Source organism: Nocardia cyriacigeorgica, from assembly GCF_010868145.1.
Taxonomy (GTDB): Bacteria; Actinomycetota; Actinomycetes; order Mycobacteriales; family Mycobacteriaceae; genus Nocardia; species Nocardia cyriacigeorgica_D.
The window spans coordinates 56,993-80,576 of the sequence record NZ_JAAGUY010000009.1 but is presented as its reverse complement, the minus strand read 5'-3'; the positions used below and the strand labels follow the sequence as shown (position 1 = coordinate 80,576).

Sequence of the window (23,584 nt, the reverse complement as noted above, 5' to 3'; positions counted from 1 at the left end):
TTGTCACCGTGATACCTCCGACTGGGTGCCCGCCCCACTCACCATGCTGCGCACCTGCCGCGCGGCGACCGACAACGTGGCCAGATCGTGGGTTCCGGACTCGAACAACTCCGACAGCGCGGCTCGGGCACGCCCGAGCCGGGACTGATTCTTCGACTCCCAGTATGCAATCTTCTCGTCCGCGGTCTCTTCCGGGTCGCCACCGGAGAGCACATCGAGGGTGAGCGAACGCAGTGAGCTGTACATATCGTCGCGAAGCGCGAGCCTGGCCAACGCGTGCCAGCGGTCGCCGCGTTCGAGGTGGCTGACCGCCTCGAGCAGCCAATCGATCTTCAGATGCTCGTTGAGCGCGTAGTACAGCGCACCCACCTCATCGCCGGTGCGGTCGGTGATATCGGCGATATCGATGACGTCGAGCAGCGGGAACAGATTCAGCAGCCCGAAGACCTCGGTCGACAGGTCGGTGGGCGCTCCGCGGGCGATGAGCTCGGCGCTCTGATCGGTCAGCGTCGCGACATGGTGACCGCGCAGCCAGGCGGGTACCTTCGGCGCAAGTTCACGCACGCCGCGGCTGTACCGGTTGACCTCGGCGCCGACCGCGATCGGCTGCGGGCGGTTGGTCAGCAACCAGCGCGACGCCCGGTCCAGGGTGCGCTTCGTTTCCAGCTCCAGCTCGTCGCGCAATGCCACCGAGATATCGGCGGCGCGGATCCTGGCCCAGATATCGTGCAGTCCGAAGATCTCGGTGACGGCCGTGAACGCGCGTACCGAATCGCTGGCGGTGGCGCCGACCTCCTCGTTCAGCCGATGCGCGTAGGTGATCCCGCCATAGTCGACCACTTCGTTCACGATCATGGTGGTGAGGATTTCCCGGCGCAGCCGATGTTTCTTGATGGCGGTACCGAAGCGACCCCGCAGTGGCGTCGGGAAGTAGTCGGGCAGCCGAGTGGCGAAGTACACCATGTCCGGCAGGTCGGAGTCGAGCAGATCACCCTTGAGCGCGAGCTTCACATGGGCCATCAGGTTCGCCAGCTCCGGCGAGGCCAGCCCGGCGCCTTCCTCATGCCTGCGCTTCATCTCCGGATCCGACGGCAAGGCCTCGAGTTCCCGGTCGAGGCCCCGACTCTCCTCGAGCCCCTCGATCACCCGGCGGTGCACATTCAGCATGCGCGGCGCGTCCGACCGTGAGATGCCCATCAGGAAGTTCTGGGAAACGTTGTCGCGCAACACCATGTACGCGACCTCGTCGGTCATCGAGGCGAGCAGCGGGTTGCGTTCGGATTCGGGCAACAGGCCGCCGCTCACCACACCGTCGAGTAGGACCTTGATATTGACCTCGTGGTCGGAGCAGTCCACGCCCGCGGAGTTGTCGAGGGCATCGGTGTTCATCTTGCCGCCGTTGCGGCAGAACTCGATTCGACCGAGTGCGGTGGCGCCGAGATTGCCGCCCTCGCCGATGACGTTGACGCGCAGCTGGTTTCCGTTGACGCGCACCAGATCATTGGATTTGTCGCCGACGTCGGCATTGGATTCGGTACTGGCTTTGATGTAGGTGCCGATGCCGCCGTTCCAGAGCAGTTGCGCCGGGGCGAGCAGGATGGCGCGGACCAGCTCCGGCGGAGACAGAGCGGTCACGTCGTCGGCGAGGCCGAGCGCCAGGCGCGCCTGTGCGCTGATCGGCACCGACTTCACCGTCCGGTCCCAGACGCCGCCGCCCTCGCTGATCTTCGAGGTGTCGTAATCAGCCCAGGACGAGCGCGGCAGGTCGAACATCCGCCTCCGCTCAACGTACGAAGACGCCGCATCCGGACTCGGATCCAAGAAGATATGCCGGTGGTCGAACGCCGCCACCAGACGAATGTGCTCGGACAACAACATGCCGTTACCGAACACATCACCACTCATATCACCCACACCGACAACCGTGAAATCCTCGGCCTGGGTGTCGATCCCCATCTCCTGGAAGTGCCGCTTCACACTCTCCCAAGCACCCCTTGCCGTAATCCCCATCGCCTTGTGGTCATAGCCCGCCGAACCACCCGAAGCGAACGCATCACCGAGCCAGAAGCCATAGCTCTTGGCCACCTCGTTGGCCACATCGGAGAAGGTCGCGGTGCCCTTGTCGGCTGCCACCACCAGATAGGTGTCATCGGGGTCGCGGCGCACTACCCGCGCCGGTGGCAGCACCGCACCGGTCGTCAGGTCGACGTTGTCGGTGACGTCCAGCAGGCCGGAGATGAAAGTCCGGTAGCACGCGACGCCTTCGGCTCCCAGCGCCTGACGATCCACTCCGGGATCGGCCGTGGCCGCCGGAGGCTGCTTCACGACAAAGCCACCCTTGGCGCCCACCGGAACGATCACCGCGTTCTTGACCGCCTGCGCCTTCACCAGACCGAGAATCTCGGTCCGGAAATCCTCCAACCGATCCGACCAGCGCAAACCACCACGCGCCACCGCACCGAACCGCAGATGCACACCCTCCACCCGCGGCGAATACACGAAGATCTCGAATTGTGGCCGTGGCTTGGGCAATTCGGCGATCTCGCGCGGCTCGACCTTCATCGAGATGTAGTCACGCGCGAGCCCGTCGGTGTCGGTGACGTAGTAGTTCGTGCGCAGCGTTGCCGCGATCAGACCGAGGATCGCACGCAGGATGCGGTCTGCGTCCAGGCTCACCACTTGATCGATCCGGCCGCGTACCTCCGCTTCGAGCTCGGCGGCCCGTTCGGCGGAGTGAGCGTCGGGATCGAACCTGGCCGCGAACAGCTCGGCGAACAGTCGCGCTGCCTCCGGATAGCTGAGCAGTACGCGGGCGATATTGGCCTGGCTGTACGGGAACCCGGCCTGCTGCAGGTAGCGCGCATAGGTACGCAGGATGGCCACCTCGCGCCACGGCATCCGAGCGCGCAACACCAGTTCGTTCAGCCCGTCGGCTTCGGCACGGCCATACCAGACGGCGGCGAAGGCCTCGACGAACCGCGCACGGAGCCCACGCGTCCTGGCATCGACCACATCCGATCGGGCCGCCGATTCCAGGAGTTCGGCGTCGAGGTCCCCGTCCAGCGCGCTACGCAGCAGCTCGGGGCGGGCCAACAGTCCGAAGTCATAAATCCAGCGTTCGGCTGCCGCTTCGCCCTTCGCCGTCTCGAGCTGGATCTGGTATGGGCGTTCGTCGACCACCTCGACACCGAGGCTCTGCAGGACCGGCAGCACCTGGCTCAGCGACACCCCGGTGCCGCCGATGTAGAGGCTGAACCGCCACGATCCCGGCGCCGCGCCGGGCTGGCGGTAGAGGTACTGATCGATATCGCCTTCGGTCAGCTGCTCCAGCCGCGCGATGTCGGCCAGCGCCCTTGCGGGCTCGAAATCCTGCTTGTAGCCCTCGGGGAATGCTTCGGTGTAGCGGTCGACCACACCGGGGTCGAGCACCGTCGAGGTGCTGACCGCGTCGTCGAGGTGGTCGTCCCAGGTGTGGCTGGCCGCGTCGAGCAGGCGCTGGATGCGCAGCCTATTGTCCTCGGAGGTGTCGGCCACCATCGGCATCTGCGCCCGGGTGCCCGCTTCGGATCCCGGCATGCGCACCGTGAAATACACACTGGCGAGCTCACTTTCGCTTACCCGCGCCGAATAGTCGATGGACACACCACCCAGCTCCCGGACCAGGATCTCCTGCATTTCCAGGCGCACCGCAGTGGTGTAGCGGTCACGGGGCAGATACACCATGCACGCGACGAACCGGCCGAAGCCGTCCGCGCGCATGAACAACCGCACCTGCCTGCGCAGACTGACGTTCAGCACCGCGGTGGCGGTCCGGCGCAGGGTCTCGGTATCGGAGGAGAACAGCTCGGTGCGCGGGAACGACTGGATGACCTCGAGCATCCCCTGTCCGGAGAACGAATCCAGGTCGAATCCGCTGTCCTCGATCACCGACCGCACCCGGCGCGAGATCACTGGGATGTCGAGCACGTTTTCATGCACGGCGGTGACGGTGAAAACACCGATGAACAAATGCTGGCCGACCACCGCGCCGGTGGCATCGAGGTCGGCAACGCCGATGAAATACGGATACACCGAGCGATGCACAGTAGCCGGTACGAGGCCCTGGGTGAGCATCAGCAGCGACTGTTCACCGCTGGTCACAGGGACATCGAAATCCGTGCCGACCCCCGGGCGCAACACCCCGAGGCAGGAGTCCGACACGACCTCGGACGCGACCGCAGCATCGGAGACCGTGCGGTAGCGGGCGTAGCCGAGCACGGTGAAGTGTCCACTTGCCAACCAGCGCAACAGATTCGCGCAATCGGTCAGATCGACCGAGGAGAAGGGTGCGGTCCCGGAGGCACCCGCGCGGTCGAGTTCGTCGGCCAGCGTGCTCTGCGCCGCCCGGATGGCGGCCGTATCGCCGATGACCTGCCGCACATCCGCCACCACGTCCGGCATCGACGACTCGACCCGGTCGAGCACCGCACGACTCGTCGAGGGATGCAATTGCAGATGCATCCAGCTTTCCCGCAATCCACCGCCGCCGTTGGCGTCGACCTCATGGGGTTTGGCGTCGATCAGCCTGCCGTCGGCGGCGCGCTCGATCTCGAAGATCGGATGGATCACCTCGCTGACGCTGACCCCCATCCGGCTCAGCGACGAGGTGATCGACTCGACCAGCAGGGGCATATCGTCGGTGACCACCTGGACCGCAGCACCGAGGCCGGACCCGTCGTCGGGGTGATACACCCGGACGAGGGCCCGGCCCGGAATGCGAGTCATCGCCAGCTCCAGATGCCTGCGGAAGATCTGGGTGATTCCGGTGATCGCGCAGTCCACATCGCCCGCGTCGACGTGGCGGAAGTATGCCTCTTCCAGGGCGGCGAGGTCGCCGCGCAATGGTTGCGGCAGCCCCGCGACCCACGCCGCACTGGACAATTCGGACGAGACCGTCATTTTTTTCGCCAACTCCCTCGGATTCGGTTCCGCAACAAAGTGACGCCGGTCTCGACACTAGTCCCGCACCCGAGGCGTGTGGGCAAAAGCTTTGCGGTTACCCGCGAGTCAGCTTCCGGTGGGTGACGCGATGCGGCCGGGCGGCCTCGGGCCCGAGCCGCTCGATCTTGTTCGCCTCGTACGCTTCGAAGTTGCCCTCGAACCAGAACCACTTCGCGTCGTTGTCGGCATCGCCTTCCCACGCCAGGATGTGGGTGCAGGTGCGGTCGAGGAACCAGCGGTCGTGGGAGATGACCACGGCGCAACCGGGGAACTGCTCGAGCGCGTTCTCCAGCGAGCTCAGCGTCTCGACATCCAGGTCGTTGGTCGGCTCGTCGAGCAGGATCAGGTTGCCGCCTTGCTTGAGCGTCAGCGCCAGGTTGAGCCGGTTGCGTTCACCACCGGAGAGCACCCCGGCCGGCTTCTGCTGGTCCGGGCCCTTGAAGCCGAAAGCACTCACGTAGGCGCGCGAGGGCATCTCCTGGTTGCCGACCTCGATGAAGTCCAGCCCGTCGGAGACGACCTGCCAGACGTTCTTCTTCGGGTCGATGCCCGCGCGGTTCTGGTCGACGTAGCTCAGTTTGACCGTCTCGCCGACCTTCACCTCACCGCTGTCGGGCTGCTCCAGGCCGACGATGGTCTTGAACAGCGTGGTCTTACCGACACCGTTGGGGCCGATGACGCCGACAATGCCGTTACGCGGCAACGTGAACGACAGATCCTTGATCAGCTGGCGATCGCCGAAACCCTTGTCCAGGTGCTCCACCTCGACCACCACGTTGCCCAGACGCGGGCCGGCCGGAATCTGGATCTCCTCGAAGTCCAACTTCCTGTGCTTCTCGGCCTCGGCCGCCATTTCCTCGTAGCGGCCAAGACGCGCCTTGTTCTTGGCCTGGCGCGCCTTGGCGCCGGAACGCACCCACGCGAGCTCGTCCTTGAGTCGCTTCTGCAGCTTCTGGTCCTTCTTACCCTGCACCTCCAGGCGCTGAGCCTTCTTCTCCAGGTAGGTGGAGTAGTTGCCCTCATACGGGTAGGCCCGGCCGCGGTCCAGCTCGAGGATCCATTGCGCGACATTGTCGAGGAAGTACCGGTCGTGTGTGACGGCGAGCACGGCACCCGCGTAGGAGGCCAGGTGCTGCTCGAGCCAGAGCACGCTCTCCGCGTCGAGGTGGTTGGTCGGCTCGTCCAGCAGCAGCAGGTCGGGCTTGCTCAGCAGCAGCTTGCACAGCGCGACGCGGCGGCGCTCACCACCGGAGAGGTTGGTGACCGGCTCCTCCGGCGGTGGGCAGCGCAACGCGTCCATGGCCTGCTCGAGCTGAGAGTCGATATCCCAGGCGTCGGCGTGGTCGAGGTACTCCTGGAGCTTGCCCATCTCTTCCATGAGCTCGTCCGAGTAGTCGGTGGCCATGAGTTCGGCGATCTCGTTGAAGCGGTCGAGCTTGACCTTGACCTCGCCGAGGCCCTCCTCGACGTTGCCGCGCACCGTCTTCTCCTCGTTGAGCGGCGGCTCCTGCTGCAGGATGCCGACGGTCGCGCCAGGGGCGAGGAACGCGTCACCGTTGTTCGGCTGATCCAGGCCGGCCATGATCTTCAGCACGCTGGATTTACCGGCGCCGTTCGGCCCGACGACACCGATCTTGGCGCCGGGAAGGAAGTTCAAGGTGACATCGTCGAGCACGACCTTGTCGCCGTGCGCCTTACGAACCTTCTTCATCTGGTAAATGAACTCAGCCATGGGGAAAGCCTATCGGTGCGAGGAATGACGGATCGAAGCAGAGCCAGCGCCTGCGTTCAGCGCGCAGCCGCGTCAGGCGTCGACGGGTTCGTGGTCGGGAGTCCGGGGCGGTGCTTGCGCGGAGATATCCGCGTCCACCTGCTGCCCGTCACCCCCGTGCTCTCGACCATCAGCGCCTGAGTGACCAGCAGTATTCCCCATCCCGGCCGCCGCGGTGTTCGCGGCCTGGCGCCAGCGGTGCACCTGTGCGGTGCACCTGGACAGATCGGGGCCGACCGCGCTTGCGCGCATCTCCAGATCACGCCGCTCGGCGCCGTCACGAGTGCGGTACTCATTGGTCCGCAGCTGGCCGTGCGCGATGATCGGATCGCCCCGGCCGATGGAGGCGTCCACGCCTGCGACCAGCTTGCGCCAGCAGCTGACGGTCAGGAACAACGTCCCGCCATCGATCCACTCGCCGGTGCTGTGGTCGAGCCTGCGCGCGTTGCTCACCATCCGGAAGGTCAGCACTTTCTCACCGCCGGACACTTCCCGGACGATCGGCTGCGTGAGCACGGTCCCCACGATGGTCGTAATCGCCTCGTACATTTTCTCCACCCCTTCGTCGACACCGATCCGGCCGGACAGCCTGTCCGGGCCCGCGCCCTCACGAACGTCGCGGAACCCGATGGCCGGGGCCCGCATTCACCTCCAGCCGAGAAGGCCACCGCGAGCGACGCCTCCAGAATGCGCTGGAACCGGCGAAGGCAGTGGTCGGAAAACCGCGTTTGTGGACAACTCACGGGGCTGTGAACAACCGATGTTCCGCACGTCGGCAGCCCGGCACGCAGACCGCCGGACACCGTTGGACAGGGCCGCAGAGCGAGCTCGCCGTCCGCGCGAGGATCGCGGCGCCGTGACTAGAACGTGGTGAGGTCGGTGTTCGCGCCGCAGAGCACGACGACCGGCCGCTCCCCCTCCGCGGGAACGTACGCCCCGCTGCGCACCGCCGCCAGCGCTGTGGCACCGGCCAGTTCGACCACCATGCGGAACTCTCGCCACAGGTACTCCCGTGCGTCGACGATGGCGTCATCGGTGACCAGGACCGATCCCACGTCGTAGCGGCGGGCGATATCGAAGGCGATATCGCCGATCCGGGAAGCACCGAGTGCGTCCGCGGCGATGCTCGACACGCCGACCTCGACCGGGCGTCGGGCGGCCACCGCCGCGTGCAGCGTCGGCACGCCTTCCGGCTCGACCCCGATCACCCGCTGTCTGCGCCCGAGCGCGGCCGCGATACCCGCCACCAGGCCGCCACCACCGACCGCGACCAGCACCGGTGGCCTGCCGCGCACTTGTTCTTCGATCTCGAGCCCGACCACACCGGCGCCGGAGACGACGGCGGGCAGATCGTAGGCATGCAGTTGCAGTGCGCGGTGTTCGACGGCGAGCTCGCTCGCGTATCCATACGCCTCGGCGTAGGTGGTGCCGTGCCATAGCACCTCGGCGCCGTAGGACCACATGGCCGCGACCTTCGTATGCGGCGCCGATTCGGGAACCACAACCGTGCATGTCTTGCCGAGCGCGGAGGCGGCGAGGGCGGCCGCGATACCGGCATTGCCGCCGGAGGCGATGACGACATGGTCGGTATCGTCGCCCGATTCCAGCAGCGCGTTGAAGCTGCCGCGCGCCTTGAATGTGCCGCCGTGCTGCAGATGCTCCAGTTTGAGGGTGACCGGCACCGAACCAGCCGGGCCTGTCACCGTGGTGTGGAACACCGGCGTCCGGCGTATCCGCCCCGCAAGACGTCTACGCGCGGCGCGAACGTCGGAGCGGTACACCCGGCTGAACGGGCGTTGACGCGGTGAGGAGGTCTTCTGATCGGTCATTTGCGCACCGCCCGGCCGCGTTGGGCCAGCTCGGCGAACATGGCGTTGTGCGCGGCGAGATCGGCGTCGTGATCACGTTCGGCGGCCCGGTCGGTGCGCTGGGCCAGTCGTTGATCACTGCGCGACCACTGGATGAGCAGGGCGAGCATCACCACCACCAACGGCACCTCACCGCTTGCCCAGGCCAGGCTGCCGCCGGTGCGCTGGTCACCGAGCAGATCGGTGTTCCAGTCCAGCCCGAGGCTGCGGTAGAACCAACCGCCGAGCACGGTGGTCGTACTCATCAGAGCGACGCCGAAGAACGCGTGGAACGGCAACGAACCGAACACCATGCCCAGTTTGGTCAGCGGCTGCACCTGCCGCGGTTTCGGATCGATACCGATCACGACCCAATAGAACAGGTAGCCGCTCAACAGGAAGTGCAGATTCATCAGCAGGTGGGCGGCATGCGAATCGACGAAGGTGTCGAAGATGCCGCCCAGGTAGAGCGCGTAGAACCCGCCGACGAAGATGACCGAGGCCACCACCGGCTGGGTCAATGCCCGCGACACCGGGTTGTGTACTGCCGCCAGGATCCATTCGCGCGGTCCGGGCACACCGCCGCGTCCCGCCGGCGGGAGGGCACGCAGGGCGAGGGTCACCGCTCCGCCGAGTGCGAGCAGGATCGGCACCAGCATGGACAGCGCCATATGCGCGCCCATATGCACGCTGAACATCGCGGGCCCGTACCGGCCGACTCCCGAGGACGTCGTGAACAGCAGGATCACGCAACCCGAGAGCCAGGCGATGGTGCGACCGATCGGCCAGGCGTCGCCACGAGCGCGCAGCCGGCGCACCCCGAGCAGATACAGCGCCGCGAGCACGATCGACAAGGTGCCGAAGATCAGATCGAATCGCCAGTCGAACAGCAGCCGGAACACGGTCGGGGGTCCGGCCAGCTCGTAGCCGAGTTCCACCTCCACCGGAGTCGGCACAGTGCGCGGAGGCGGTGGCGGCGTCCGGCCGAGCCCGGCGGCCAGCCCGAAGGTCGCGGCGAAGATCAGCACTTCCACGGCGGCGAAGCGAATGAGTGCGTGCCGGTTCTTCGGATCGGCGGCCAGCGCGGGCAGCGCGGCACGTCGCTGCAGATAGCCGAACACGCCGAGGACGACCAGGGCGGCGGCCTTTGCCAGTACCAGACGGCCATAGGTGCTGGTGAACAGCTCGTCCAGCGGCACCCGCACCCAGGAATTGATCACACCGCTTGCCGCGATGACGAGAAACGCCACCGTCGCGACCGCGGAGAACCGGCGGGCTGCGATATCGGTGTGGTTTCCGTCGCGCAATGCGTACGCCAACACCGCGAACAGCCCGCCGACCCAGATCGCCGCCGACACCAGGTGCAGGATCAAGCTGTTGGTAGCGATGTCGTGCGAACCACCGGAGGAGGAATGGCCGGTGAAGGCGAGCGGCATCATGGTCGCGATCGCGGCACCGAACAGCACCGGAGTCCATCCCCATCGCAGCGCGAGGCGACAGCCGACCGCCACGACCAGCGCGAAGATCACCGTCGTGCGCCACGCTCCGGCGAGCTCGACCTGATCGATCGCACCCCACAGTTCCATCGGCGCCAGCACCTCGCGCACCGGCCGTCCCGTGGTGTCGGACACCGTGAGCGGCACCAGGAGGGCAGCAGTGCAGGCCCAGGCCAGGGCCATATTCGAGGCCCGGCGCACCGCGCGGTAACCGCCGACGTCGAGCAGCCCACTCGATTGCGGTGGAATGAGGAACGCGGCGAACAGCAGTGAGCCGACAGTCAGCGCGGCGAACAGATCTGACAACGCGCGCACCGCGGGCATACCGTAGGTGGTCAACGGTCCTGGATCGGGGATGCCGAGCAGAGTCAGTGCTTCGGCGGCCGAGAGACCGACCACGAGTGCGGCGACCACCGCGGTGATCGCGCCGGCCATTACGGTCAGCGCCGCGAAGGTTGTCGCCGAGCCCGGCCGAGAGACCTCGGCGTCGGTTTCGGTGGACTGGCCTTGCGGTGACGACATACGACTGAGGGTAGTCGGCAGCGCCGACCGGGCGCCCTCCACCCAGCGCCGCACCCGACCCTCCGAACTCGCCGACGGCAAAGCTGGACGGTCGCTATACTTTCCCGCTGGACACCACAGCCGAAGTCGGCAATGGTGGAACCCACTGCCTCCGTAGCTCAGTTGGATAGAGCAAGGGCCTTCTAATCCCTAGGTCGCAGGTTCGATTCCTGCCGGGGGCACCAGTCCGCGGTGACCGACGTAATGCCGGTCACCGCGGTAGTACCCACCCAATTCTCAGACCAAACACCTTGGTGCTGCTCCAATGGCAGGCCGGTTCGGTTGATGCTCCGATGGCCGAACGGTCCGACGTGTCCGACGTCACGAGTCGATCCGGAGATACCGGTCACACGAACCGCCGGTCGATGGGCCCGAGGCGTGGCCGCGGCACGGATCGGTACGCAAGCGCGATCAGCCCTGTCCGCCGGATGATTCCGGCGAACACGGCTGGTCGGCCGACGATCACGTACGGCCCGCTTCGAGACACCTCGAATGTTCCTTTCTTCAGAAACAATGCGGTCTGCTGATGCGGACCACCAGAGACCATCGCGGCATCGCTCATGGCCGCAGGCCGAATTTCTCGGGGCTGCGGCCCGAGTCATCCGAACGACAACTGGTTCGCATGGCCGGATGGAGTTCAGGGACACAGGGTGTGTCGAGGTAGACAGCGACGTGCCGCTACTCGCGGCCGGGCTCGATTCCTTGCTGCGGCGGCCTCGACCAGGACGCAAGGGACCCCAGTGTCGAGGTGAGCGCGTCGGCGGCCATCGCGGCGACGAGACGGGCGATTTCCGGTGCACGAGCGGGGTCTTCGTCGAGCACGATCAGCCATGCGTACAACGGGCCGAGCAGCAATGCCTGGACGAGCGCCACATCCGGGCGCCGAGCGAGTTCGCCGCGGGCGACCGCGCGGTCGAGCAGGGTCGCGATGATGGCGCGTTCCACGGTCAGGAAGGTCGCCTCGAAACGCGCACGCAGTTCGGGATCGGCGCGGATATCGGCCAGCAGGCCGGTCAGGGTGCCTGCGCCAGAGCCCGCCACTTGCGCTGCGATCCGCTCGGTCAGCGCGCACAGATCGCCCTGGAGTGTCCCGGTATCGGCGGGAGATTCTTCGCGCAGGTCGTGTAGCAGGACCGCGAAGGTCATCTCCTGCTTGGTGGCGTAGCGGCGATAGATCGCAGCCGTACTGACCCCGGCGCGAGCCGCGACCGCGTCGACGGTCAAGCCTGCGTATCCGCCCTCATCGATCAGGGCACCCACCGCTGCCGCTATCGATGTGTCCACCCGCTGCTCGCGAGGGCGTCCGCTCGCTCGTTTCGCCGTCGCCATGAGAGCAGCATACGAAAACCTTAGTTTCGATATCAAGAGTTCCGCATCTAGAGCTCCCTTCATGCGCGGCTGACCGGCACAGGTTTCCCACAGCCTCACCGAGCACACAGGGACTCGTCATCGCTCTGCATGCGCTCAACGAGTGGGCCCCGGTTTCTCAGGCGCAGAATGAGCCAACCGTGTGTTCCCGGGAGTAAATTAGTCAGGCTCTTGACCAATATTTCTCTTGCTTCTACCCTGAACCCAGCAGATTAGTCAAGCGCCTGACCAACTGGAGGATTCGGTGGAGTTCATGGATCGGGCCCGCGGCTGGGGCGGCGTCATCTGGGTCGCGATCGGGTTGGGCCCCTGGGTCGTATGGCTCGCCCGCGGGAACCCCGCCGGATGGGTCATTGCCCTCATCACGGTGGCGTCCATATTGTCCGCGGCTGCCTATGTCGCTCGAAATGCGCGGTTGACGTGGTGGAGCGGACGGATCCTCGCCATCCTGCTCGGGCTCGAATTGACCGCCGCGGTCGCCGACCGATTCGGCCTGTTCGGCCCTCCAGGTACTCCGGGTGTGTCGTGGGGGTCGTGGTCTGAGTTCGTGACAAATACACAAGAGCTGCTGCCGTGGTTGCCGCTGGCGACGATCCCGGCGGTCATCGCGACTGCGCTCGAAGCAGTACTGGGTGCCGCGCTCATCGCCGGACCGCGGTGGCGGTGGTGCGGCAAGGCAGTTGCGGCGTTATTCGTCGTGTACGCGCTCACGATGCTGACCAGCGGTGCGGCCGTTGACATCCTGCGCTACTCGATGGCCGTCCATATCGGTGCAGCACTGCTCGTGTCATCCCGGGCGGCGTGGGACCCATCGCTCGGAACTCGCGCCCCCGGTCGCGAGATCCGGGAGCGAACAGAAGCGCGATGACGACAACTGGCACAGCGAGTTCAGCGCGGAGCGAAGAGGCCGGCGAGTTCGCCCGCCACCGTGGCCGGAGAGACCGGCACAAAGAAGCACGGACCCAAGAGTTCGGCCCGCCGGACGGTTCCGACGGGCCGAAGCGGACGACAGGTCAGGAGTTCGTGGGGAAGCCCAAGTTGATCTGGCTTTCCGAGGGCCCCGGCCACCGGGTGGTGACAACCTTGCTGCGGGTGTAGAAGTGGATGCTCTCCGGCCCGTAGATATGAGTGTCGCCGAACAGCGACTTCTTCCAGCCACCGAAGGAGTAGGCCCCGATCGGCACCGGGATCGGGACATTGACGCCGACCATGCCGACCTCGACGTCGTATTCGAACTGCCGCGCGGATTTGCCGTCGCGGGTGAAGATGGCGACGCCGTTGCCGTAGGCGTTGTCGTTGACCAGTTCGACGGCTTCCTGGTAGCTGCCGACCCGAACCACCGCGAGGACAGGACCGAAGATCTCGTCGTCGTAGACCTTCATTCCGGGACGGACGTCGTCGATGAGGCTGACGCCGATGAAGAAGCCATCGGAGTCGAACAGCTGCTGTCGCCCGTCGATCACAACCGTCGCACCCTCCGCCGCCGCGCCCGCCACGTACGAGGCGACCCGGTCCCTGGCCTCACGGGTGATCAGCGGACCCATCTCCGACTCCGGATCCGACCCGGGTCCGATGCGCAGTGTGCGCACCCGATCGGCGATCTTGCCGATCAGCGGATCCGCGACCTCACCGACGGCGACGAGCACCGAGACCGCCATGCACCGCTCCCCCGCGGAGCCGTAGGCGGCGGATACGGCCGCGTCGGCGGCGGCGTCGAGATCGGCGTCCGGCATGACCACCATGTGGTTCTTGGCCCCACCGAGAGCCTGCACGCGCTTGCCGTGATCGGAGGCCCGGCGGTAGATGGCCTCGGCGATGGGTGTGGATCCGACGAAACTCACTGCGGCGATATCGTTGTCGTCGGTGAGCGCGTCGACGGCCTCTTTGTCACCGTGGACGACATTGAGCACGCCGTCGGGCAGCCCCGCCTCGCTGAACAGCTCCGCGATGAACACCGCCGCCGACGGGTCCTTCTCGCTCGGCTTGAGGATGACGGTATTACCGCAGGCGATGGCCGAGGACACCATCCACAGCGGCACCATCGCCGGGAAGTTGAACGGCGTGATGCAGGCGACGACACCGACGGGCTGTTTGACCTGATGCACGTCGACACCGCCGGCAACCTGCTCGGAGTAGTCGCCTTTGAGCAGATGGGTCAGCCCGGCAACGAATTCGACGTTCTCCACGCCGCGAGCGATTTCGCCAACGGCGTCGGCGACAGTCTTGCCGTGCTCAGCGGAGATGATCCCGGCCAGTTCCTCGCGACGCTCCGCGATCAGCTGGCGGAGCCGGAAGAAGACATCCGAGCGGCGGACGAGACCGGTCGCGCGCCATCCCGGCAGCGCGTTCTTGGCGACCTGCACGGCGTCGGCGACCTCGGACGCGGAGGCGAACACCACTTCGGCGGTCTGCGTACCGGTCGCGGGATCGAAGACAGGTCCGGCACGAAGGCCGGTGTCGATGCGTTTGCCGTTGATGTAGTGCGGGATTCGGTTCATGGTCTGCGTCTTTCGGCTCGGTGACGGGTCAGGAGATGGTGTCGTCGATGTGCTTGATGATCAGCGCGCAATCGCGGTCACCCAGACCGCTGTCGACGAGATCCTGGAGCTGGCCGGCCACGATGCTCGCCGTCGGCAGCGGTGTGCCGGTGGATTCGCCCGCCCGCAAGGCCAGCCCGATGTCCTTGTTGGCGAGGCTCGCGGCGAAAGTCGGGTCGAAACCGTTGTTGGCAGCGGATGTTTCGACAATTCCGGGCACCGGATACCAGGTTCGCAGGGCCCATGAGTCGGCCGAGGACACCGAGGCCACGTTCCAGAAGACCTGCGGGTCGAGGCCGAGCCGCTGAGCCAGTACCGCACCTTCGGCGCAGCCGGCCAGATTGATCAGCAGCATCATGTTGTTGCAGATCTTGGCGGCCTGGCCCGAAGTCGCTGCGCCGGTTCGAATGATGTTGCGGCTCATCGGTTCGACCAGTTCGGCGGCGGCGTCGACGGCGTCGGGCTCGCCGCCGAGCATGAAGGTCAGCGTCGCGGCGGCGGCACCGCTGATCCCACCCGAGACCGGGGCATCGACGAAGCGGAACCCCCGCTCCCGCGCAATCTCGTGCAGTGCGGCCGCGGTGTCGATATCGATGGTGGAGCTGTCCACCAGCAGCGCGGACGAATCCGCCTGGGCGAGAACACCGTCCGACCCCTCATACACCGCACGGACGTTCTCCCCCTTCGGCAGCATGGTGAACACCGCGTCCACGCCCTGTACCGCCTCTGCGACCGAGACACAGGGCTTCACACCATTTCCGGCCGCCGCGGCGAGGGCGTCGACATTCAGGTCGAAGCCGTGGACGGTATGCCCCTTGGCCACCAGATTCGCCGTCATGGGGTTGCCCATATGGCCGAGGCCGATCCACGCGATTGTTGCCATCGCCGAGCTCCATCCTGATGTCGATTGACAAGAAAGAAGTGATGCAGGCCACGTTATGGGACGTCGCATATAAAGATCAATGCAGTTTGCGGCCCACTTTTGCAGCAATGTGCTGCAAATATGCAGCCTCCGTGGTGTGATCGTCAGGTGACCGCGGAGCGACGAAATATGGCCGGTGGGCAGCCCAACCCCGATGATCTGCTGGTCATGCTCGCCGTCGCGCGGCTGGGAAAGTTCTCCGCGGCCGCCGACGCACTCGGCGTCAACTCCACGACGGCCTCGCGCCGCATCACCGCCTTGGAGAAAGCGATGGGCGGGCGGGTGCTCGTGCGCGGGTCCGGCGGGTGGGAACTCACCGAATTGGGCCGTGGCGCATTGGTTGTGGCCGAAGAGATCGAGCGGTCCTTGCAGCAACTGGCAACCCCCGCCCAGGTCCAGCGCGACGGGGTGAGCGGCCTGGTGCGGATCGCGTCCTCGGACGGATTCGCGGTCCGCTTCGCCGTACCCGCACTGGCCCGGTTGCAGGAAAACCATCCCCGGCTGTCGGTCGAGCTGATCAGCGCCACCCGTCGAGTACGTCAGAACCGCTCCGGTGTCGATTTGGAGATCGTCGCAGGCCGACCGGACGTACACCGCGCAATCGCACGGTTCCTCACCGACTACTACTTGGGCCTGTATGCCAGCGACACCTACCTCGCCCGCCACGGCAGCCCGGCCACACTGGCAGACCTTGCCGACCATCGCCTGATCTACTACATCGAATCCGCCCTACAGGTAGACGAATTGGATCTGGCTGCCAAACTGCTGCCGCAGCCCGCCACCAGTCTGCGTTCGACCAGCGTTTTCGCCCACGTCGAGGCGACAGTGGCGGCGGCAGGGATCGGCATCTTGCCGGTATACCTGGCCGACGAACGCCCCGAACTGCGACGACTGCTGCGCGAGGAGTTCAACCCGGAGATCTCCTACTGGTCGGTGGCGCGGGAGGAGTCGCTGCGCAGCAACGCGGTACGCGCGGTGCTCACCGCCCTACGCGCCGAAGTCGAGTCACGGTCGGCGGAACTGCGCGGGCGCCCCGGCTGACAGCACCGACGACGAGCACGACACACTGAACAGAAGGACCAGGGAGGACGCCTCATGCACAGCTCCATGCCGCATATCCGCACCGCACTGCTCGGCCTGGCGCCGATCGCGCTCGCCGCAGGGGTGCTCGTCGCGGGCCCGGCCACCGCGCAGGGCACCGGCCTGGACGACTACACGCCGATCGATGCCAGCCGCTATCTGGTGTCCGACCCGGCCCTGAAGGGGAGTGCCTTCTTCACCACACCCGACGGACGCCACTGCGCCATCTACTGGAACAACGGCCCCGCAGGCTGCGATGCGGTGCCGATCGACGCACCGGCGGGCAGCGATCAGATCCGCACCGGACAATTCGAGTCCGCGCATTTCGTGAATGCCGACGAGCCGACTTTCACCCATCCCGAAGCGGCGGTGCTACCGGAGGGCCACAAGATCACTCTCGGCGGAACCAGCTGCGGCGTCGGCTATCAGGGCACGGTCAGCTGCGCGGCCGGTCCACACGGCTTCACCCTCGCGGCGACCTACAGCGCCCTGCACTGACCGCGCTCGCGGATCCACCTCAGCGATAAACACTTTCACCGACCACGCCCGGCGGGTAGAGTCGTACCCTTGTGCCTCGGCATCGGGAGGGGGTCGGTTGTGCTCACCGCCGCGCGGGATCTGCGCAGGTCGTCTGCGGTGTACTGGCACCTGGGAGTGGCCGGGTTCCGTCGGCAGTGGCAGTACAAACTGGCCATGTTCGCGGGGCTGTTCACCAACTGTGTCTTCGGGTTCGTTCGTGCGGCGGTCATGGTGGCCGCGGTGGGGGCGGCCGGCAGTTTCGCCGGCTACGACGCCGACAGCATCGGTGCCTACGTGTGGATATCCCAGGGCTTGCTCGGCGCGGTCCAATTCATGGGGCCGCACACGGAATTGCGCGAACGCGTGCGCAACGGTGACATCGCGATCGACTTCCTGCGCCCGGTCGATGTGCAGCTCGGCTACCTGGCCGCCGATCTCGGCCGCGCGGCATGCACGCTGCTGCCACGCGGGCTGCCGAGCATTCTGGTCGGAGCACTCACTTTCGGGTTGGCTATGCCCGATACACCCGGCCCGTACCTGCTGGGTTTGATCAGCGTAGTGCTGGCGGTGGCGGTGTCGTTCCTCTGCTTGTTCGCGGTGACCACTGTCGGCTTCTGGGTTGTGGAGACGCGTGGGATCGAGATCCTGCACCGGACCTGCGGCGTATTTCTCGCCGGTCTCGCCGTGCCGGTCCACGTGTTCCCCGACTGGCTGCGCACCGTCGCGAACGCAACGCCCTTCCCCTCGATTCTGCAGGCTCCGGTCGACGTGCTGTCGGGCCGGGTGCTCGGCGTGGATGCGCTGCAGGTCGTCGGGGTTCAGTTGTTCTGGGTGGTCGTGATCGGCACGCTCGGCCACGTGCTGGTGCGCGCTGGGCGCCGCAAGCTCGAGGTGCAGGGTGGTTGAGCGGAGCGCGGCGGGCACCTGGTTCACCCCGTATCGCGCAGTTCTGCGTTCCCGGCTCGACGCACAGCGCAGCTACCGGCTCTCCTTCGCCAGCGACCTGTTCGGCGCATTCCTATTGGGGCTGGCCGAATTCGGCGAGGTATGGGTGATCTTCGGCAGCGGACGAGTGATCGGCGGGCTCGATCTGGACGGCGCACTGCTGCTGTTCGGGTTGAGCAACACCGGTTTCGCGCTGGCCCAGGTGCTGTTCGGTCATCTCGACCAGCTGCCGACGCTGATCCGGCTCGGCACCCTCGACACCTACCATCTACGTCCCCAACCGTTGCTGCTGCAACTGATCACCGGCGATATCGCGCTGCGCCGTTTCGCCCGCGCGATTGTCTCCATAACCGTGCTGATCATCGGCCTGTTCCGCAACGACATCGACTGGTCACTCGGCTCGGTTGCCCTCCTGACGATGGCCATGGTCAGCGCGATCGCCCTGTTCGGTGGACTGTTCGTCTGCGCGGCGGGCTGCCAGTTCTACTTGATCGACGGATCCGAACTCACCAACAGCTTCACCTACGGCGGTATGTTCGCTGCCACCCAGCCCGCGTCGGTGTTCCCGGCCCCGCTGCGGCTGCTGTTCGGTTTCGCCATTCCGGTCGCGTTCACCGCCTATCTGCCGACCATCGCGCTGCTCGGCCTGCCCGGTCCCGCATTGCTGCCCGCGTGGCTGGCCTGGCTGACACCGATCGCCGCACTGTGGGTATGGCTGGTCGCGCTCGGCATGTGGCGGATCGGAACCAGGCACTACCAGGGAGGCGGCGGCTAGATGACCGATGCGATGGCAGATCCGATCATCGAGATCGAGGAGCTGACCCGGCAATTCGTGCTGCGCCGTAAGGACGGCAACCGCTGGCGCAGGCGCCGCGAGGTGCTGACCGCCGTCGACCGGATGACCTTCCGGGTCGAGCGAGGCTCCGCGGTCGGCTATATCGGCGCCAACGGTGCGGGCAAATCCACCACCATCAAGATGCTGACCGGCATCCTGGTGCCGACCTCGGGGACCGTGCGCACCTGCGGGCTCGAACCGGTGCGCCAGCGCAGGCAACTCGCGAGCCGGATCGGCGTCGTGTTCGGTCAGCGATCACAATTGTGGTGGGATCTGCCACTGCGCGAATCGTTTTCGATTCTTTCCGCAATCCACCGGCTCGATCAGGAAATCGCCCGCAAGCGCACCCATGAGCTGATCGAACAGTTGGAGATGGGCGACACCCTCGACACCCCGGTGCGGCAGCTCTCGCTGGGCCAGCGCATGCGGGCCGAGGTCGCGGCCGCGCTGCTGCATTCCCCCGAACTCGTCATCCTGGACGAGCCGACCATCGGGCTCGATGTCCTATCCAAACAGCGACTGCGCGAGTTCCTGCGCGACGAGCGCACCCAGCGCGGCACTACCTTGCTGTTGACCACCCACGATATGGGCGATATCGAGCGGCTCTGCGATCGTGTGCTGGTCGTCGACCACGGCAGCCTGGTCTACGACGGCTCGCTGGCCGGGCTTGGCACCACGGTGGGCGCGCGCCGGGTCCTGGTGGTGGACCTCGCCGAGCCGACACCGGAGATGACCGATCTACCGGGCGCGACCCTGGTATCCAGTGAGGGTGGCGGCGTGCGTCAGCGACTGGCCTTCGACGCCGAGGCCACCACGGCCGCCTACCTGCTCGCCGCGGTATCGGAGCGGGCCGAGGTGCGTGATCTGTCCATCGAGGAACCCGAGATCGAAGACATAGTCCGCCGGATCTATCAGTCCGCTCGCTGACGTGATGTTCACCGCTCACCGCATCCGCGTGTCGCCGTAACGGCGACTATCCCGGTGCGGATGAACGAGTGACAACCCCGCGCGCTCGCGCGACACACGACGGCCGGAGTGCAAACCACTCCGGCGAGCGGCTCACCACCCCTGCGCCGGCCGATCAGCGCCGCACATCGCCTGGTGGCCGGTCCGCACACGAAGGTGAACCGATGACGGCGATAGCACTGCTCGCGGCGATGATGATCGCGCTGCTGATCGGAATGACAGTCGGAATACATACTGCCCGTGACGAACTGGCGGCCTACTCGTTGCGCAAGTTCGCGCGCTCGGCGATACTGGCTGACGTTCATATGATCCGAAAGCCTTTGGGGGGACCCGATCATGGTCAAGTCTCGGCCTGTGCTCATGATGCTCGGCGCGTTGCTCGCCGCCGTTCTGGTGCTGTCGATGAGCGGTTGCGGCTCGGGTAAGAAGCGCCGCTCGTCGAGCTCCTCACACGGGGCGGCCGCCACCAGCGCGCAACCATTCCAGAACTGCACGCAGGTGTGGGATGCAGGCAAGGCGCCGCTGCGCCGCGGCGCTTCCGGATACACCACCCAGCTCGATCAGCTGGACGGCAAAGCCGACGGCCTCGCCTGCGCCGATCGGCCCGCGAGCTCGACGACGACGAAACGAGTGGCACCCGGAGCCCGATAGCACGCCCACCGTCCCACCACCGGGAGGGTTGTACCATCGGCAGACGTGACCATCGGCGCGATACGTACCCCGGGTATCCGGGTCGTTGTCGCGTTCCTGTTCGCGGTGTGGTCGATCGCGATGTCGCTACCGGAATGCCATGTCTTCCCCGCGCACGCGTCGGCGGTTGTGCATCCGCATCTCGAATCGACCGATCCGGGCATTGCGAGCCCCGAGGCGGTCCGTGCGCTGGCGATTCCGCATCCGCATGCCGGTGAGCCGGATCGGCATCTGCCCACCGAGGCGGTCCTCGCGACATTGCCACGCAGCGGTGTCAGCCTGGTCGATTTGCTTGTCCTCGCCGCGCTGCTGATCTTTGCCCTCTCGCTCACGGCCATGCTCGCGCATGGGGTGCGGGCACCGCCGTCCAGCGGTCCGCCTGCCCTCAGCGGCCGCGATCTGCTCACTCGATTCTGTATCGCCCGGATCTGATCGGCCAGCGTCAGGCCGATGCTGCCGGGCCGGCCGGTGTTCGTGCTTTTACGCACTCACACCTCCTCGCTGCGATCAGCGACCGCACAGAATCGACTGTTCACCATGACCTCTGCACTGCACAGTGCTGCCCTGCCTGCTGCCATGTCTCTGCATGCCTCGGCCACTCGGCCCGGAACCGACACGCACCGGCACGCAGCTGACGCCCACGTCAGCCCGGCGGCACTGCTGACCACTGCCAACCGCTGCCCACGCCCGGCCACCATGGTCGGTAATACGCCCGTCCTGTGGGTGACCGAACCATTGGCACCCTCCGGTCGCGGGTTCTGGGCCAAACTCGAGGGCGCCAATCCCGGCGGTATGAAGGACCGCACCGCCCTGCACATGGTCGAGCGCGCCACCGCACGCGGTGAGCTCGCGCCCGGCGATCCGATCATCGAATCCACCAGCGGCACCCTCGGGCTCGGGCTTGCGCTGGCCGGGATGGTGCACGGCCACCCGGTCACCCTTGTCACCGATCCCGGGCTGGAACCGCTCATGCGGCATATGCTCACCGCCTACGGCGCGCGAGTCGAGATGGTGGAACAGCCACATCCGGTGGGTGGCTGGCAGCAGGCCCGCCGCGATCGCGTCGCCGAGCTGTTGGCCGAGGATCCCCGGGCCTGGTGCCCGGACCAGTACCGCAATCCCGACAACCGCGACGCCTACGAGTCACTGGCGCTGGAGCTGGTGGCACAGCTGGGCCGGATCGACGTACTGGTCTGCTCGGTGGGCACCGGCGGCCATTCATCCGGAGTCGCACGGGTGCTGCGCCGATACTTTCCGCATCTGAAGCTCGTTGGCGTCGATACCGTGGCCTCCACCATCTTCGGACAGCCTGCGGGGCCGCGACTGATGCGCGGGCTCGGGTCCAGCATCCATCCCGATAACGTCGACTATCCGGCGTTCGACGAAATCCATTGGGTCGCACCGTCAGAGGCGGTGTGGGCGTGCCGGGCACTGACGGCGACCCACTATGCCAGCGGTGGATGGAGCGTCGGTGCGGTGGCGTTGGTCGCCGGGTGGCTGGCACGTACCAGCGAGCCGGACGTGCGGATCGCGGCGGTATTCCCGGACGGTCCGCTGCGTTATTTCGACACCGTCTACAACGACGACTATTGCCACACGCACGGCCTGCTCGGTATTCCGGTGCCGGACGAACCCGCGACGATCACGCACCCCGGCGAAGCAGTGGTCACCAGCTGGACCCGCTGCACCACCGTGCTCGATCCGCGTGGGCGCCGTACCGAACCGGCTACGACATCGCATCGGCCGATGGCCGATGACATCGACCGGCGCCACGACCATGCCTCGACCGCACAGGAGACCATCCGGTGACCGAGTTCGTCACGACGTATCGCAGTTTCAGCACACCGAGCCGGATGCTGATGATCAATCAGTTCGCCATCAACACCGGCTTTTTCATGCTGATGCCCTACCTGGCCGGTTACATGGCCGGGCCACTTGGGCTGGCGGCGTGGGCGATCGGACTGGTGCTCGGCATCCGCAACTTCAGCCAGCAGGGTATGTTCCTGGTCGGCGGCACACTGGCCGATCGACTCGGCTACAAACCGCTGATCGTGGCCGGATGTTTGTTGCGCACGGCTGGTTTCGCTCTGCTGGCCTTCGCGGATTCGCTACCGGCGCTGCTGATCGCCTCGGCTGCTACCGGTTTCGCCGGTGCGCTGTTCAATCCGGCGGTGCGCGCCTATCTCGCAGTGGATTCCGCCGACCGCCGGGTCGAGGCCTTCGCGATGTTCAATATCTTCTACCAGGCCGGCATCCTGTTCGGTCCGGTGGTCGGGCTGGCGTTGATGACCCTCGACTTCCGTGCCACCGCCGCTGGGTCGGCGATTGTGTTCGCCCTGTTGACCATCGCCCAACTGCGGGCGCTGCCGCAGCATGAGGCCGAACAGAAGTCGGCGTCGGTGCTCGACGATTGGCGCGTGGTCGTGGCCAATCGCCCGTTCCTGCTCTTCGCCGCGGCGATGATCGGCTGTTACGTGCTCTCGTTCCAGGTGTATCTGGCCTTGCCGATGCAGGCGACTCGGGTGGTCGGCGCCGAGGCCGCCACCACCCTGATGACGGCAGTGTTCGTGGTGTCCGGGATCATCGCCATCGCAGGCCAGCTACGGATCACCCGTTGGTTCGCCGCACGCTGGGGGCGGCCGCAGAGCCTTGTCATCGGCATGGCGATCCTGGCCGCCGCGTTCGTGCCGCTGCTACTGGTACCGGGAACCGCGCTTGGCACACCGGTGGCGATCGGCGTCATGCTGCTGACGGCGGCGGTGCTCGGTGTCGGCGCGGCGGCGGTGTTTCCGTTCGAGATGGATACCGTGGTCGCCCTGTGTGGTGATCGGCTGGTGGCCACCCATTATGGGCTGTACAACACCATCGTCGGCATCGGCATCCTGCTCGGCAATCTGGGTACCGGCACCATCCTGGACGCCGCACGCGCGGCCGGTCTCAGTTCCCTGGCCTGGGCCGGGTTGATCGTGATCGGAGCGATCTCGGCGGGCGGGCTTGCGCTGCTCACCCGCGCCGGCCGGTTGGCGGCGCCGGTTCCGGTGGGCTGACAGACCGCGGGTGGTGGCCG

At 66.4% G+C, this 23,584-nt stretch carries 18 protein-coding genes and 1 tRNA gene; 11 read left to right on the top strand and 8 right to left on the bottom strand.

Annotation, left to right across the window (positions count from 1 at the left end):
* Positions 1-3: 3 nt before the first annotated feature.
* The 5 genes from GV792_RS13435 to GV792_RS13415 form a co-directional block, all read right to left on the bottom strand.
* Positions 4-4,938: an NAD-glutamate dehydrogenase gene (locus GV792_RS13435; protein ID WP_163824430.1), complete on the bottom strand. Its 4,935-nt coding sequence runs from the start codon at positions 4,936-4,938 to the stop codon at positions 4-6.
* 97 nt (positions 4,939-5,035) lie between these two features.
* Positions 5,036-6,712 (bottom strand): energy-dependent translational throttle protein EttA, encoded by a 1,677-nt coding sequence (gene ettA / locus GV792_RS13430; protein WP_163824429.1) that lies wholly within the window; start codon positions 6,710-6,712, stop codon positions 5,036-5,038.
* 72 nt (positions 6,713-6,784) lie between these two features.
* Positions 6,785-7,396 (bottom strand): single-stranded DNA-binding protein, encoded by a 612-nt coding sequence (locus tag GV792_RS13425; protein ID WP_256668030.1) that lies wholly within the window; start codon positions 7,394-7,396, stop codon positions 6,785-6,787.
* A gap of 215 nt (positions 7,397-7,611) precedes the next feature.
* A complete protein-coding gene (locus tag GV792_RS13420) occupies positions 7,612-8,580 on the bottom strand; it encodes a serine/threonine dehydratase (RefSeq protein ID WP_163824428.1) in 969 nt (322 codons plus the stop codon).
* Positions 8,577-10,616, bottom strand: coding sequence for a cytochrome c oxidase assembly protein (locus tag GV792_RS13415; protein WP_163824427.1), 2,040 nt, complete (start codon positions 10,614-10,616; stop codon positions 8,577-8,579). Before GV792_RS13415 ends, GV792_RS13420 begins: the two co-directional genes overlap by 4 nt.
* 147 nt (positions 10,617-10,763) lie before the next feature.
* Here GV792_RS13415 and GV792_RS13410 point away from each other — a divergent pair.
* Positions 10,764-10,840: transfer RNA gene (locus GV792_RS13410), tRNA-Arg, on the top strand.
* 493 nt (positions 10,841-11,333) lie between these two features.
* Here the strand turns inward: GV792_RS13410 and GV792_RS13405 are convergent.
* The gene (locus tag GV792_RS13405; protein ID WP_163824426.1) at positions 11,334-11,984 is read right to left on the bottom strand and encodes a TetR/AcrR family transcriptional regulator; all 651 of its coding nucleotides are present in this window, start codon (positions 11,982-11,984) and stop codon (positions 11,334-11,336) included.
* A gap of 283 nt (positions 11,985-12,267) precedes the next feature.
* On the opposite strand from GV792_RS13405, the gene GV792_RS13400 reads away from it, so the two are divergent.
* Entirely contained in the window at positions 12,268-12,891 is a 624-nt protein-coding gene (locus tag GV792_RS13400) for a hypothetical protein (RefSeq protein WP_163824425.1), read from the top strand.
* Positions 12,892-13,036: 145 nt separating this feature from the next.
* On the opposite strand, the gene GV792_RS13395 is transcribed toward GV792_RS13400, so the two are convergent.
* The gene (locus GV792_RS13395) at positions 13,037-14,521 is read right to left on the bottom strand and encodes a CoA-acylating methylmalonate-semialdehyde dehydrogenase (RefSeq protein WP_163824424.1); all 1,485 of its coding nucleotides are present in this window, start codon (positions 14,519-14,521) and stop codon (positions 13,037-13,039) included.
* A 28-nt stretch (positions 14,522-14,549) separates the two neighbouring features.
* Complete coding sequence (gene mmsB / locus GV792_RS13390) at positions 14,550-15,443, bottom strand: 3-hydroxyisobutyrate dehydrogenase (protein WP_163824423.1); 894 nt, start codon at positions 15,441-15,443, stop codon at positions 14,550-14,552.
* Positions 15,444-15,611: 168 nt separating this feature from the next.
* Here mmsB and GV792_RS13385 point away from each other — a divergent pair, with 168 nt between their 5' ends.
* From GV792_RS13385 to GV792_RS13345, 9 genes are all read left to right on the top strand, one after another.
* A complete protein-coding gene (locus GV792_RS13385) occupies positions 15,612-16,523 on the top strand; it encodes a LysR family transcriptional regulator (RefSeq protein ID WP_163824522.1) in 912 nt (303 codons plus the stop codon).
* Between the two features lie 54 nt (positions 16,524-16,577).
* Positions 16,578-17,060 (top strand): hypothetical protein, encoded by a 483-nt coding sequence (locus GV792_RS13380; protein ID WP_256668029.1) that lies wholly within the window; start codon positions 16,578-16,580, stop codon positions 17,058-17,060.
* Positions 17,061-17,159: 99 nt separating this feature from the next.
* Positions 17,160-17,987 (top strand): ABC transporter permease, encoded by an 828-nt coding sequence (locus GV792_RS13375; RefSeq protein WP_163824422.1) that lies wholly within the window; start codon positions 17,160-17,162, stop codon positions 17,985-17,987.
* Entirely contained in the window at positions 17,980-18,801 is an 822-nt protein-coding gene (locus GV792_RS13370; protein WP_163824421.1) for an ABC transporter permease, read from the top strand. The genes GV792_RS13375 and GV792_RS13370 overlap by 8 nt, the downstream gene beginning before the upstream one ends.
* Positions 18,802-19,788, top strand: a complete 987-nt coding sequence (locus GV792_RS13365; RefSeq protein WP_163824420.1) for an ABC transporter ATP-binding protein — start codon at positions 18,802-18,804, stop codon at positions 19,786-19,788.
* A 375-nt stretch (positions 19,789-20,163) separates the two neighbouring features.
* Positions 20,164-20,478: an excalibur calcium-binding domain-containing protein gene (locus tag GV792_RS13360; RefSeq protein ID WP_163824419.1), complete on the top strand. Its 315-nt coding sequence runs from the start codon at positions 20,164-20,166 to the stop codon at positions 20,476-20,478.
* Between the two features lie 45 nt (positions 20,479-20,523).
* A complete protein-coding gene (locus GV792_RS13355) occupies positions 20,524-20,949 on the top strand; it encodes a hypothetical protein (RefSeq protein WP_163824418.1) in 426 nt (141 codons plus the stop codon).
* Between the two features lie 264 nt (positions 20,950-21,213).
* Positions 21,214-22,326, top strand: a complete 1,113-nt coding sequence (locus GV792_RS13350; protein ID WP_256668033.1) for a PLP-dependent cysteine synthase family protein — start codon at positions 21,214-21,216, stop codon at positions 22,324-22,326.
* Positions 22,323-23,564 carry an MFS transporter gene (locus GV792_RS13345; RefSeq protein WP_163824417.1) on the top strand — a complete coding sequence of 414 codons (1,242 nt, stop codon included), beginning with the start codon at positions 22,323-22,325 and terminating at the stop codon, positions 23,562-23,564. The genes GV792_RS13350 and GV792_RS13345 overlap by 4 nt, the downstream gene beginning before the upstream one ends.
* Positions 23,565-23,584 lie beyond the last annotated feature (20 nt).

What these genes read in the sequence shown, in the direction of transcription:
- GV792_RS13385 (WP_163824522.1), top strand. Translation starts at nt 15,612, where the DNA reads ATGGCCGGTGGGCAGCCCAACCCCGATGATCTGCTGGTCATGCTCGCC.
- GV792_RS13360 (WP_163824419.1), top strand. Translation starts at nt 20,164, where the DNA reads ATGGTCAAGTCTCGGCCTGTGCTCATGATGCTCGGCGCGTTGCTCGCC.
- GV792_RS13435 (WP_163824430.1), bottom strand. Translation starts at nt 4,938, where the DNA reads ATGACGGTCTCGTCCGAATTGTCCAGTGCGGCGTGGGTCGCGGGGCTG.
- GV792_RS13395 (WP_163824424.1), bottom strand. Translation starts at nt 14,521, where the DNA reads ATGAACCGAATCCCGCACTACATCAACGGCAAACGCATCGACACCGGC.
- GV792_RS13380 (WP_256668029.1), top strand. Translation starts at nt 16,578, where the DNA reads ATGCACAGCTCCATGCCGCATATCCGCACCGCACTGCTCGGCCTGGCG.
- GV792_RS13365 (WP_163824420.1), top strand. Translation starts at nt 18,802, where the DNA reads ATGACCGATGCGATGGCAGATCCGATCATCGAGATCGAGGAGCTGACC.
- GV792_RS13415 (WP_163824427.1), bottom strand. Translation starts at nt 10,616, where the DNA reads ATGTCGTCACCGCAAGGCCAGTCCACCGAAACCGACGCCGAGGTCTCT.
- ettA (WP_163824429.1), bottom strand. Translation starts at nt 6,712, where the DNA reads ATGGCTGAGTTCATTTACCAGATGAAGAAGGTTCGTAAGGCGCACGGC.
- GV792_RS13420 (WP_163824428.1), bottom strand. Translation starts at nt 8,580, where the DNA reads ATGACCGATCAGAAGACCTCCTCACCGCGTCAACGCCCGTTCAGCCGG.
- mmsB (WP_163824423.1), bottom strand. Translation starts at nt 15,443, where the DNA reads ATGGCAACAATCGCGTGGATCGGCCTCGGCCATATGGGCAACCCCATG.
- GV792_RS13350 (WP_256668033.1), top strand. Translation starts at nt 21,214, where the DNA reads ATGGTCGGTAATACGCCCGTCCTGTGGGTGACCGAACCATTGGCACCC.
- GV792_RS13425 (WP_256668030.1), bottom strand. Translation starts at nt 7,396, where the DNA reads ATGCGGGCCCCGGCCATCGGGTTCCGCGACGTTCGTGAGGGCGCGGGC.
- GV792_RS13405 (WP_163824426.1), bottom strand. Translation starts at nt 11,984, where the DNA reads ATGGCGACGGCGAAACGAGCGAGCGGACGCCCTCGCGAGCAGCGGGTG.